Genomic DNA, 13,453 nt, shown 5'->3' with positions numbered 1-13,453 from the left:
TATAAACTAGCTTCTTAACTGTGCTTGCGTGAAGGATAGCAGTGAAAAGCCCACAGTGAGGTACGAACGAGGACTTGTAACGAATAGCCTGACCTCGCTTTTTTGCGGGGGCACGCCATAATAGTTATTATTTACTTGCAAATAGTTTAATAATTATTAATCAGGGTAATGGCGTTTCATGCTTATTCACTACATTTTACAATTATATTTTGTGAAATTAGTACGAAATATGAAGTTGTGAAATAAATACAAGTGTAATTTTATTTTTTTTGTACGTAAAATTTAATTATTTTGAATTTTGCCTAACTGTTTTTAAGAATATTACTGACGATTGTTTATTATTGCATTTAGATAAAAAATATTTTTTTATTGTTTTAAATAGTAATTTTTATGATGCTATTGCGTTATAAAGTATATTTGTAAAATGAAACTAAATTAGTTAATGATAAAATTATTTTTTATTTCTATTTTATTTTTTTCTGTCTCCTTAAACGCACAAGTTGGAGGAGAAAATGTATACCAATTTTTAAATCTAGCAACCTCTGCAAGACAAGTGGCTTTGGGTGGAGAAGTGTTGACTCTTTTAGACGATGTAAATCAACCTATTTGGAACCCCGCTGTAATTAATGCCAATATAGATAATAAGATTTCTGTAAATTATGCAAGTTATTTAGCAGGAATTAATGTGGGGTCTCTTTCTTATGCTAAATTAATTTCTAGGAGATTTGGTACCATTCATGGAAGTATAAAGTATTTAAATTATGGTACATTAATTGGCGCTGATGAACAAGGTACAGAAACAGGCACTTTTAATGCAAGTGATATTGCCATTTCTGTTGGTTATGCTTTTAATTTGCCATGGACCAACTTGTTTATGGGAACTAATATAAAACTGATAAGTTCTTCAATTGCAAATTATGCATCTGCCGGTGTGGCAGCAGATTTTGGGTTTTTATATTACAGTCCGTATAAACCATATTCTTTTACTATAGTAGCAAGAAATGTAGGAACCCAAATTCAATCTTTTAACGGAGAAATAGAAAAGTTACCACTAAAAATAGCTGCAGGTGCTTCTTACAAATTAGAACATGTACCTTTAAAATGGTACGTTACTTTAGATAATTTGCAACAATGGGATATTTCTGTTCCTAATCCGTCTGAACAAACTACAGATTTAGAAGGAAATGTAACTGCTGAAAAAATAGGTTTTCTGTCGAATACTTTTCGTCATTTTGTTGTTGGAGCAGAGTTGTTTCCAGAAAGTGCTGTTAATATTAGAATGGGCTATAATTTTAGAAGAGCTGCTGAATTAAAATTACAAAATGCAAGAACTTTTAGTGGAATTTCTGTAGGATTTGGAATAAAAATGAATAAGTTGAAATTTAATTATGCATATTCAAAATTTCATACAGCATCAAATACAAGTACTTTTAGTTTACAAATAGATTTAGATAGAAGATAATATGAGTAAAAAAATTATAATTGCTATTGATGGTTTTTCATCGACAGGAAAAAGTACTATTGCTAAATTATTAGCAAAAAAGTATAATTATATATACGTAGATACTGGGGCAATGTATAGAGCCGTTTCTTTATTTGCGAAGCAAAATAATTTTGTAGGTAAAGAATTTTTGCACAAAGATAAACTTATAAATAACTTAGATAATATTACACTTTCTTTTCAATTTAATAAGGAACTAGGTTTTGCCGAAATGTTTTTGAATGGTCAAAATGTGGAGAAAGAAATTAGAACTTTAGAAGTTTCACAATTGGTAAGTAAAGTGGCGGCAATTTCAGAAATTAGAAAAAAACTAGTTGCGGAACAACAAAAGATGGGAGAGAATAGTGGAATAGTGATGGACGGAAGAGATATTGGTACGGTTGTTTTTCCGGAAGCCGAATTAAAACTGTTTATGACCGCTTCTGCCGATAAAAGAGCAACAAGACGTTATAAAGAATTGATAGACAGAGGAGAGAAAGTTAAATTTGAAGAAATTCTTTTTAATGTAGAAGAAAGAGATAGAATAGATTCTACAAGAGAAGACTCTCCTTTAATGAAAGCAGTTGATGCTATTGAATTTGATAATTCTGATATGGGAATTGATGAACAATTTGAAAGAATTTGTGCATTAGTAGACAGAAAAATTTTAGAATAAACTAAAGTATGTAAATTAGGTAGCCCTGATTGAAACGGCATCCTTTTTATAGCTCTTTAAATAGAGCTACAATTTTATTTTTGGAAGAAATAAATAAAAAAGCGGTTTGACGATTTATTGTAGAATTTATCCTTTAAAGGATAGTATAGTTTGTGAAATATATTCAATAAATATTAATGAAATTATAAGATAACGGTTGGCATTTCATAGAACGTGGTTAAAAGTGTATCTGTTTTAATCTATCTTCTAAGCAAAGAAAAATTTGCTTTAAACCTTGCTATTTCTGTACCTTTTGTATATTCTAAAAGAAACCAATAATCTGCAGAAGGCATTCTTTTTTTGTTGTTATTAGTACCATTCCAACCAGTACCGCTAGGTTTAATTATAGAAAGTAATTTACCATATCTGTTAAAAATTTGTATGGTGGCATTTGCATCATTTTTAAGATCTGGAATGTTCCAAGTATCTTTAACACCGTCATAATTTGGAGTAAAGAATTTTGGGTATTTTAAAGCAACAAAATCTACGATTGTATCATCACAAATTGCTAAAAGATCTCTTGCAATAATTTTATAATTTCCAGGAACAAGATTATAAAAACGATTATCACTCTGAAAATTAATGCCGTCTATTGAATACACATAATTACCCAAAGCATTATTTATTTCGTTTATTTCTATTGCATAAGAATCTACAAAATCATTCGTTAGGTACTCTACTTCAAAAATAGGACTAGAGCTTTCTACTACAACTTTTATAGGTTTGTAAGAGCAATCATCAACAATTGAAGTATCTAATTTTATGGTTTTTACAGTGTAAGTTCCTGCTTTATGGGCTTCATAAGTTCTGCCAGATCCCATTAAATTTTCTTCAAAATACCAATTTATGGTGAATTCTGTTTCATCTAATTTTGAATCTAATAAAACAGGATTTGTAGTTTCGCCAGTTTCTGGATTGGCACAAATAACGCCGCCTTCTATTTTATGTTCTAAAAGTGGATAAACAATTATAGAAAAGAAACCTTCTGTAAAACATGTTGGAAATTTTTCATGAAAAGCTTTGTAATATATGTTTCGAGTACCCAGTTCAGAAAAATCGTAGTCCGCTGGGTTTATGGCATTTTCTCTATTTGAGTTTTTATAAAGTTCTACCTTTATACCCGGTATTTCAAATGAAGGTAATGTTACACTTCCACAAGCTGCTAATGTATTTATAGTGCCTAAAGTAGGTTGCTTAAAAATGGTGATACTAAATGTTTTTTCATCTTTACAAAAAAATCTGTTTCCATTTTCTGCATAAATATAAATTTCTTGAGAAGCGGTTATGATGTCTCCAGCATTTAATTTTGTACCCTTTCCATTTTTTTCGGTATAATAATTTCCAACATTTAGTTCTTGTAATATATAGTTTTCACAAGAATAAACATTTTCCATTTCATCAACTTCTAAACCTAAAATATGAACTCTAAACACATTTTCATTATTACAAATAGCTAAAACACTGTCTTGGTTATAAATGTATATTTCTTGTGTTGTTTCTATCTTTTGACCCGCAAATAATTGTGTTCCTTGTCCGTTAGGAGCTGAAAAATAATTTCCATTCCTTAATGTTGGTAATATATATGCTTCGCAACTAAATACATCTGTAAAGTTATCTACTAATGGCACAGGATTTAGAGTAACTTTAAAACTGGTTTCAGCATCACAAAAATTATTTTTATTATAAATATAAATGGTTTGTGAAGTTGTAATAGTTTCCCCTTCGTTTAATTTATTGCCCTTTCCGCCAGATTGTGTATAATAAAATCCGTTTGCTAAAGAAGGCAATACAGGTAAATCATCTTCACATTTTATGATATCATCTAAACTATCTACCAATGGTAAAGGATTAATGGTAATCATTGTTTCGAAACCAGTGCAATTAGGAACAGAAGTTACTTCTGGAGCATAATAAAACACAGATTGTGAATTGGTAATTAAAGTTCCTGAAGGTATAATTGTACCAGTACCATTTCTGTCTGTATAATAATTACCAAGGTCTAAACTAGGAATTGTATAGCTACCACAAGCTGAAACATTTTGAAAATTGTTAGTGTCTATAATTGTAATTGTAAAAGTACTTGTATCGGAACAATCGGTGGATGTATCTTTATTATAAACATAGATGGTTGTACTAGAAGTTATTTGGTCTCCTGTTTGTAGCTTTGTGCCTCTACCATTAGATTCTGTATAGAAATTACCGTTGGTTATTTCTGGTAAGATATAGGAATTACATACAATAACATCTGTAAAAGAATCTACAGCGGGTAATTTATAAATAGTTAAAGGGTATTCTTTTTCCGAACAATACTCACCATTAATTACAGAATAAAAGAAGATACTTGTACTTTCTGTAATACTAGTTCCTGTAGGTATTATTGTTCCAGTTCCCGTTGGGCCACCTGCGGCTGTATAAAATTCCCCAAATTTGGTGTCTGGTATGATATATTCACCACAATGTACAGGAGGAATAGAAAATTCTTCGGCAATAAAAACTAAAAAACTAGATTCGTTTGTACAGCCGTTTGAATTTACATTATAAATATAAATTTTTGTAAAATATAAAATAATATCACCTGCAAATAATTGTGTTCCTTTACCGTCTGAAGATGTAAAATATTCACCATTATCTAACGCCGGTAGGGTATAAGAAGTACAGGCGTATATATTCTCAAACTCATCTATTTCAGGTAAATTACTGTAATTAATATTAAAATTGATAATATCGAAGCACTCTGTATTGTTAACACCAACTAATCTTGCCCAAATAGCAATACTACTTGTATTATTTGCTAAAGGAAAATTTAAAGGGTCTTCAATTTTATTTGTACCTGTATTTGCTTCTACTTCAGAAGTATAATAGGTAAGTATGTAATTAGAAGCTGGAAGTCCGTTTAAAATTTGAGGCTTTGTAGGTGTTAAAATATCCACAGATATTTCGCCTTCACAAACTAAAAGATTATCTGGTGTGTTTGCTACTATTTCTTGAACCTTTAATTCAAATTCTAATATTGAATAACAAAATTGTCCTGTATTTTTATTTTTTAATTTTATGTAAATCGTTTCTCCAGATGTTGATGGATAATTTGTTAAAAGAGACTCTTCAATAGGAATATTATTTGAAACATTTTCCATAGAATTGTAATAGACAATATCATAAATGCTTTCATCTATAGCCAATACATCTTGGTTATTTTGAGTTAAATTAAAATGAGCAGTAGCATCAGAAATACATTCAAACAAATTTATTGGAGATGCTATTTGAAGGTCAGTTACTTCAACTTCATCAGAAAATACACAGTTTGTCATTAAACTGGTAATTGTTAATTTGTAAGCTCCTTTTTCTGAAACTGCTAAAACTGGGTTTGTTTCTGCCAAGAGTAAATTCCCGTCTTTTTCCCATCGATACTCAAAATCTGTAGTATTTTTATATCCAGAATCTAAAAGTATCTCTTCACTACCACAAATAGCTACATCTTTACCTAAATCAAAATTAGAAGTAAAACTACCTGATTGAATAAAAACAGCAGAGTCATAATCTGAATCATTGAGATCTCCTAAAACAAATTTTATTTTATAAGCAGTATTGGGTAATACTTTAGAAGAAGCACTCATCATCTTTGTATAACCTCTCATATTTAAGGTAGCGTTTGTAGCGTTATCTACATTATAAGTATCAAATAAATCTGCATTGATAGAACTACAGCTAGTGTTGTATTGTTGGTCTCTAATATTTTGAACAGAAATATTGGTGTTTGTGCCCGGAAGTACAGCTAAGTTTGTTGTTTCATTTGTTTCAATATTAGTTAATAATATTGCAAAAACATCACTAAAACTACATTGCCATTCTCCATATTCATTGGAAGCAAATAAGAAATTAAAATTAAAATCGTTACCAATTGGAATGAAATCAAATTCTAAAAAAGCCACATCTGTTATGGTAGCATTTTGACCGTTTTCATCACTAATTGCTTGTAGCTGATCATCTCCATTGGTAGATATTTCGCTACTTAAGTTAGCGTTTGTAAAGGCACCTTCAGAATATTTTGCAATTCCGTTTCTAATAATAATTCCTTCAGAAATAGGAAACGCTCCGTTGTTGTTATTAAAATATGCAACAGATTTAGTGCTAGAAATATTATAATTAGATACAGGAATACATGAATTGTTAATTAACATATTCACAAGTTCTTCGGCAGAATTAGAGCTGTCGTCTATAGTAATGGTTTGAGAAAAAAGTAAGGTAGGAACTAGTAAAAAATAAAAAAAACTAAGATGTATACACAATTTTCTTGTGTTGTACTTTAATGCTAGGGGAAACATAAACGATAGAAAATTAGGGGACTTAACTATTTAATAAAAAGAAAAGAATTTAAATTATGATTAAAATATTTTTTGGCAAAGATAAACTTTTTTCTAAAAAAGGATTCTTAAACGCCTTTAAATTATAAGATTAACAAATTAATATCTCTATAAGGCAAATTAAACCAATCTGCAACAGTTCTGTTCGTGAGAATTCCGTGGTAAAAATACATGCCATTTCGTAAGGTTTTATCAAATCTAGCAGTGTTTTCAAAACCACCTTCTTCTGCAATATTCAATAAATAAGGAGTAAAAATATTGCTAATAGAAACAGAAGCTGTTCTGGCATAACGTGCTGGAATATTAGGCACACAATAATGAATTACACCATGTTTTACAAAAGTTGGCGTTTTATGTGTGGTAACATTTGAAGTTTCAAAACAACCACCTCTATCAATACTTACATCAACAATAATAGCACCTTCTTTCATTTGCTCTATCATTGATTCTGTGGCAATGATTGGAGATCTATTTTTACCTCTCATGGCGCCAATGGCAACATCGCAACGCATTAATGCTTTTTTAATTGATTTTGGTTGCACAGTAGAAGTGTAAATAGGTGCAGATAAACAGTTTTGTAATTTTCTTAATTTGCTGATAGAATTATCAAAAACTTTTACTCTTGCGCCTAATCCAATAGCTGTTCTTGCGGCAAATTCACCAACTGTTCCTGCGCCAAAAATAACAACACTAGATGGCGGAACACCACCAATATTCCCTAACAGTAACCCATTTCCGTTGTTTACACCGCTCATAAGTTCGCCAGCAATTAAAATAGAGGCAGTACCAGCAATTTCACTTAATGATTTTACAATAGGATAGGAGTCATGTTCATCTTTTATATAATCAAAAGCTACTGCAGTAATTCTTTTTTTTGCCAAACATTCGAAATATTTTTTAGTTTGGGTTTTTAATTGTAAAGATGAAATTAAGATTGCTTGCGGATTTATATACTCAATTTCTTGTGCTGTTGGTGGCGCAATTTTTAAAATAATATTGCATTTAAAAGCTTCTTCTATATTGTAGGAAACCTTTGCTCCGGCTTCAGAATATTCTTTGTCTGTAAAATTGGCGCCATTTCCTGCTCCTGTTTCCACTACAATTCTATGTCCGTTAGAGGTTAAAGCAGCTACGGCATCTGGTGTTAAACATACCCGTTTTTCATCTATGTAAGTTTCTTTAGGTAAACCAATAAACAGTTCTCCTTTTTGTCTTTTTATTTCTAACATTTCTTCTTGTGGAAGTAATTGCTCTTTACTAAAAGGAGAAAATGAACTCATAAATAATTATTTTAATTGAATGTTACGTTGTTCATTTTCTAAAATAGATAAATGAATTTCAACAGAATCTAAAGGTAGTAAATTTTCTATGTTTTCTGGCCATTCTATTAAACACCAATCATTATTATATAAATAATCTTCAATACCCATGTCTAAAGCTTCTTCTTCTTGGGTAATTCTGTAAAAATCGAAATGAAAAACTATTTCTTCTTTTGAGGTTTTATATTCATTTACTAAAGAAAAAGTAGGAGAGGAAATGGTATCTAAAACACCCAATTGTTTGCAAATTTCTTTAATAAGTGTTGTTTTACCTACGCCCATTTGTCCGTAAAAAAGCAACGTTTTATTTTTTGCTGATGCAATTATTGCCTTAGCTACTTCAGATAAATCTTGTAAAGAATAGTTTTTATTCATAGTGCAAAAATAGAAAAAGTAATCAGAATTTAATTAATGTAATCTGTAAAAATAGATGAAGATATTTGTTGTTTTCACCCGATTACTGAATACTACTTTTTTATATTTTTTTAAGAAAATAAACCTAGCAATGGTCAAATTAAAGGGAATTAAAAAAGGTGCTCTAAAATCTATAATGCCCAATAATTTTAAAATCAAATAAACAATCTGCTAACACTTGTCCTGCGCCAATATTGTGTACAATCATAAAACCATTATTTTTCATAGATTTTTTGTTCACCACAATGCCTATATGGGTAATTGCGCCACCTAAATTCCAGCAAACAATATCACCAGGGACATAATCTTTTGGGTTTTTAGTGATGGATTTTACGGTTCCTTTTCTAGAAAAAAAGATCATAAGGTTCGGAACTCTTCTATGATCTATATTTTTGTCTGTCTTTTTTAATCCCCAAATTTTTGGATAGTTACTAAAGTTTTTTTGCATGTCTTCATGCACTTCTTTTTGTAAATCTATGCCTAATTTTCTATAGGCTCTAATAACAACATCTGTGCAAACACCTTTGCCTTTTGGTACATCTCCATTAGGATACTCAATAGAAAAATAACTTGGGTCGTAAACAATTTTGTCTTTTGTTAATTCAAATGCGGCATCAGATAATTTATCATTTGTAGTTTGAGAAAAACTACAACTAACAAATAATAAAACAAAAAATATATTAGATAAAAACTTCATTAAAACATTTTAGTTTTTTATTACATAGAATTCATAAGAGTGTCTCTTCCCTTTGGGAAGATTAAGATGGTTTTTTTTATTTCGGACTATAAACAGCACAAGGAATAATCATTTCTTCCAATGAAATTCCACCATGTTGATACGTGTTTTTATAATATTTTACAAAGTGATTGTAATTATTAGGGTAGGCAAAAAATAAATCTTCTTTAGCAAAAATATAGGCGCTATTCATAGCAATTGTTGGTAAAAAAATATCTTTCGGATTACGAACAGCAAATACATCTTTATCTTCATACGAAAGACTTCTACCGGTTTTGTAGCGTAAATTAGAACTAATATTTTTATCGCCAATAACTTTAGTAGGTTGCTTGCAATTAATGGTTCCGTGGTCTGTTGTTAAAATTAATTTCTGACCTAAATGTTGTGCTTTTTGAATAATTTCAAACAACGGAGAATTTTTAAACCAACTTAAGGTTAAACTTCTGTATGCTTTATCATCGCCGGCTAATTCTTTAATTACCTCCATTTCTGTTTTAGAATGAGATAACATATCCACAAAATTATACACCACTGTAGTTAAATCATTTTGTTTTGTACCATTATAATTGTCTGCCAATTCTTTACCGTTTTTTAAATTGGTAATTTTATAATACTGATGTTTTATATCTAAACTTAAACGTTTTATTTGTGCCGATAAAAAGTCGCTTTCATACATATTCATACCACCTTCATCGGTATCATTTTTCCAAAAATTTGGATGACGTTTTTCCATTTCAGAAGGCATTAACCCAGAGAAAATGGCATTTCTAGCGTATTGCGTTGATGTTGGTAAGATTGAGAAATAAGAATACTCTTGGTCTTTTTTATAATAATTATTGATAAAAGGCTCTAATATTCTATATTGATCAAAACGTAAATTATCTATAACAATCCATAAAACTCCTTGGTCTTTGCTTAATTCCGGAACCACATAATCTTTAAAAAGGGTATGTGAAAAAGTAGGTTTGTCATGAGCTGTTAAAAAATCTTGGTAATTTTTTTTAATAAATTTAAAGAATTGATTGTTTGCTTCTTGTTTTTGACTTTCTAAAATTCCTAACATACCAGCATCGCTAATATTTTCTAATTCTAATTCCCAATGAACTAACTTTTTATACAAGTCAATCCATTCTTCATAAGAATTTACCATAGCTAAATCCATAGAAATTTTTCTAAATTCTTGCTGATAACTAGAGGTTGTTTTTTCTGAAACCAAACGCGAGTTCTCTAAGATTTTCTTTAAGCTTAATAAAATTTGATTCGGATTTACAGGTTTTATTAAATAATCGGCAATTTTAGCGCCAATGGCTTCTTCCATAATATATTCCTCTTCACTTTTGGTAATCATTACCACTGGTAAATTGGCTTTTTTCTGTTTTATTTCAGAAAGAGTATCTATACCTGTTAACCCAGGCATATTTTCATCTAAAAATACAATATCAAAGTTTTTTTCACTTACTAAATCTATAGCATCAGCTCCATTAGTACAGGTTGTAACAGTGTAATTTTTATGTTCTAAAAAAAGGATGTGTGGTTTTAATAATTCAATTTCATCATCAACCCATAATATTTGAATACTACTCATAGTTTGTTTTAAGTTTTAACTTCTAACGTAAAAGTACAGTTTTGTTGTTCTTTTTTGATATTTTAATATGATAAAATATTGCCAAATTTGTGTAAACAACTTTTCTGTAATCGCTAGTTATCTGTATCTGTAATTTGATAAGTATTTAAACCTTAGCGTAATTTGTTAGCATTAATAATAACGTCTCTAAAATTATCTCTCAGATTTCACGGTTTTATGCAAAATAAAATTTACTACTCATTTTTATGGATGAAATAAAAGGGTACTATAATTTACAGAATTCTTAGGTATTAGCAAATCTCTAGTTTTAAAAAATGTTTAGTGCTATGCGATATTTTGTCCTTATTTAAAATAATTGCGAATAATTAAAAACCAAAATTAAAAATTTGCGAATTTGTAGCATTAAGTCGTATTTTGCAATAGATAGAAAAATGCATCTTTTGAAAAAAAAACAACCCAATAAATTAAAAATTTTAAACGATCCTATTTATGGTTTTATCCAAATACCAAATTCGTTAATTTTTGACATCATAGAACATCCTTATTTTCAGCGTTTAAGAAGAATAACTCAAATGGGTTTTTCTAACTTGGTGTATCCAGGAGCAAACCATACTCGTTTTCATCATGCACTTGGTTGCATTCATTTAATGCAAAAAGCAGTAAGAGTTTTACGTTTTAAGCAGGTAGAAATTTCAAATGAGGAAGAAAATGCGTTGTGTATTGCCATTTTATTGCATGATATTGGTCACGGAGCCTTTTCTCACGCTTTAGAGCATAGTATTGTTAGCGGAATTTCTCATGAAGAAATTTCTCTAAAATTTATGAAGAAATTAAATATTGAGTTTGAAGGAAAACTTACTTTGGCAATTGAAATTTTTGAAGGAAAATACCATAGAAAATTTCTGTGTAAATTAATTTCTAGTCAATTAGATATTGATAGATTAGATTATTTAAAAAGAGATAGTTTTTATACAGGCGTTACAGAAGGCAATATTTCTTCAGATAGATTAATTGCTATGATGAATGTAAAAGACGATGAATTAGTAATTGAGCAAAAAGGAATTTATTCGGTAGAAAAATTCTTAATTGCCAGAAGGTTAATGTATTGGCAAGTATATTTGCATAAAACAGGTTTGGTGGCAGAAAATATGTTGGTAAACGTTTTAAAAAGAGCCAAAGAATTGGCAGAAAAAGGAGACACGTTGTTTGCAAGTACTTCACTAAAGTATTTTTTATACAATCAAATTTCAAAAGAAAATTTTACAGAAGAAACTTTAGAAATGTTTTCTAAATTAGATGATTATGATGTTTTGTTGTCTATAAAAGAATGGACAAATCATTCAGATAAAATATTATCATCCTTATCTAAAATGATTGTAAACAGAAAATTGTTACGCATAGAAATTCAAAAAGATAAATTTGAAGAAAGTTTTATTCAGAAAAAACGATTAAAAGTTTCAAAAAAACTAGAAATTTCTTCGGAAGAAGCAAAATTCTTTGTTTTTCAGCAAGAGATAAGCAATCAAGCCTATTCCTCAGAACAACCTATTTATATTTTAAGTAAGTATGGTAAGTTAACAGATATGGCAAAAGCATCAGATCAATTAAATATACAAGCGCTTACGTATCCGGTGATAAAACATTTTATTTGTTATCCAAAGTAGTAGGGTTTTTGCCCACCAATTAAGGTGTTTTAGAAAAATTTTAGTTGTTCGAATTTGAATCAGAATTTTAGAATTCTACTTTTTTTAAAGGTATGGAGTAAACTATTATAGCCATATTCGTTATAATTTTTATATTTTTGCAATTAATGAAATTTACAGCACAACAAATAGCAGATATTTTAGAGGGTGAAGTTTATGGAAATCCAGACGAAGAAGTAAGCACACTGTCTAAGATAGAAGAAGGTAAAAGAGGATCTTTAACCTTTTTATCAAACCCAAAATACCATTCATATTTATATACAACAAATGCATCTGTTGCAATTGTTAATAAAACTTTTATTCCAGAAAAAGAAGTTAGTACAACACTGATAAAAGTAAATGATGCCTATGAATCTTTTGCGAAGTTATTAGAATTTTATAATGAAGTAAAAAATAATAAAACAGGTAGAGAACAACCATCTTTTCTGTCTGATACAGCAAAGGTTGGCACAAATGAATATATAGGAGCATTTGCTTATATAGGTGAGAATGTTGTTATTGGAGATAATGTAAAAATTTATCCAAATTCATATATTGGAGACAATGTTGTTATTGGTAACAATTGTTTTATTTTTTCTGGTGTAAAAATATATTCAGAAACCATTATAGGTAACAATTGTAAAATTCACTCAGGTACTATTATTGGTGCAGATGGTTTTGGTTTTGTTCCTGATAAAAATGGAGAATACAAAGCTGTTCCGCAAATAGGAAATGTAATCATAGAAGATTGTGTAGATATTGGTTCTAATGCTACTATAGATAGAGCAACATTAGGGTCTACCATTATAAGAAAAGGTGTTAAACTAGACAATCAAATACAAATTGCCCATAATGTAGAAATAGGTAAAAACACTGTAATTGCTGCACAAACAGGAATAGCAGGTTCTACAAAAATAGGAGAAAATTGTATTATTGGTGGGCAAGTAGGTTTTGCTGGGCATTTGGTAATTGGTAATAATGTTAGCATACAAGGGCAAAGTGGTATTACTAAAAATTTAAAAGACGGAGAAACCGTGCAAGGAACTCCTGCAATGAATTATTCAGATTATTATAAAAGCTATGTGCATTTTAAAAAATTGCCGGAAATAGCAAATAAATTACATAACTTAGAAAAGAGTGGGATACTCAAATAAGAAAATA

General features: G+C 29.6%; 9 protein-coding genes. 4 read left to right on the top strand and 5 right to left on the bottom strand.

The window, feature by feature from the left end:
• The first annotated feature begins 442 nt into the window (after positions 1-442).
• Positions 443-1,462 (top strand): type IX secretion system protein PorQ, encoded by a 1,020-nt coding sequence (porQ, locus tag ACSHW5_RS14525; RefSeq protein WP_435676870.1) that lies wholly within the window; start codon positions 443-445, stop codon positions 1,460-1,462.
• 1 nt (position 1,463) lies between these two features.
• Positions 1,464-2,156, top strand: coding sequence for a (d)CMP kinase (gene cmk / locus ACSHW5_RS14520; protein ID WP_435676869.1), 693 nt, complete (start codon positions 1,464-1,466; stop codon positions 2,154-2,156).
• Between the two features lie 239 nt (positions 2,157-2,395).
• Here the strand turns inward: cmk and ACSHW5_RS14515 are convergent, their stop codons facing one another.
• The 5 genes from ACSHW5_RS14515 to ACSHW5_RS14495 form a co-directional block, all read right to left on the bottom strand.
• Positions 2,396-6,517, bottom strand: coding sequence for a choice-of-anchor L domain-containing protein (locus ACSHW5_RS14515; protein ID WP_435676868.1), 4,122 nt, complete (start codon positions 6,515-6,517; stop codon positions 2,396-2,398).
• A gap of 122 nt (positions 6,518-6,639) precedes the next feature.
• On the bottom strand, positions 6,640-7,836 hold the full coding sequence (locus ACSHW5_RS14510; RefSeq protein WP_435676867.1) for an alanine dehydrogenase: 1,197 nt from the start codon (positions 7,834-7,836) through the stop codon (positions 6,640-6,642).
• A 6-nt stretch (positions 7,837-7,842) separates the two neighbouring features.
• The gene (tsaE, locus tag ACSHW5_RS14505; protein ID WP_435676866.1) at positions 7,843-8,250 is read right to left on the bottom strand and encodes a tRNA (adenosine(37)-N6)-threonylcarbamoyltransferase complex ATPase subunit type 1 TsaE; all 408 of its coding nucleotides are present in this window, start codon (positions 8,248-8,250) and stop codon (positions 7,843-7,845) included.
• Positions 8,251-8,413: 163 nt separating this feature from the next.
• Complete coding sequence (locus ACSHW5_RS14500; RefSeq protein WP_435676865.1) at positions 8,414-8,986, bottom strand: DUF1287 domain-containing protein; 573 nt, start codon at positions 8,984-8,986, stop codon at positions 8,414-8,416.
• Between the two features lie 76 nt (positions 8,987-9,062).
• Positions 9,063-10,610, bottom strand: coding sequence for a response regulator (locus ACSHW5_RS14495; protein WP_435676864.1), 1,548 nt, complete (start codon positions 10,608-10,610; stop codon positions 9,063-9,065).
• Between the two features lie 431 nt (positions 10,611-11,041).
• Here ACSHW5_RS14495 and ACSHW5_RS14490 point away from each other — a divergent pair, with 431 nt between their 5' ends.
• Together ACSHW5_RS14490 and lpxD are read left to right on the top strand one after the other, a co-directional pair.
• On the top strand, positions 11,042-12,274 hold the full coding sequence (locus ACSHW5_RS14490; protein WP_435676863.1) for an HD domain-containing protein: 1,233 nt from the start codon (positions 11,042-11,044) through the stop codon (positions 12,272-12,274).
• 146 nt (positions 12,275-12,420) lie between these two features.
• On the top strand, positions 12,421-13,446 hold the full coding sequence (lpxD, locus tag ACSHW5_RS14485) for a UDP-3-O-(3-hydroxymyristoyl)glucosamine N-acyltransferase (RefSeq protein WP_435676862.1): 1,026 nt from the start codon (positions 12,421-12,423) through the stop codon (positions 13,444-13,446).
• The last annotated feature ends 7 nt before the right edge of the window (positions 13,447-13,453 follow it).

This window comes from Polaribacter sp. (genome assembly GCF_051251875.1).
In the GTDB taxonomy this organism is placed as follows: Bacteria; Bacteroidota; Bacteroidia; order Flavobacteriales; family Flavobacteriaceae; genus Polaribacter.
Note: the sequence above shows the minus strand (reverse complement) of the source record. Positions and strands in the feature narration are given on the sequence as shown.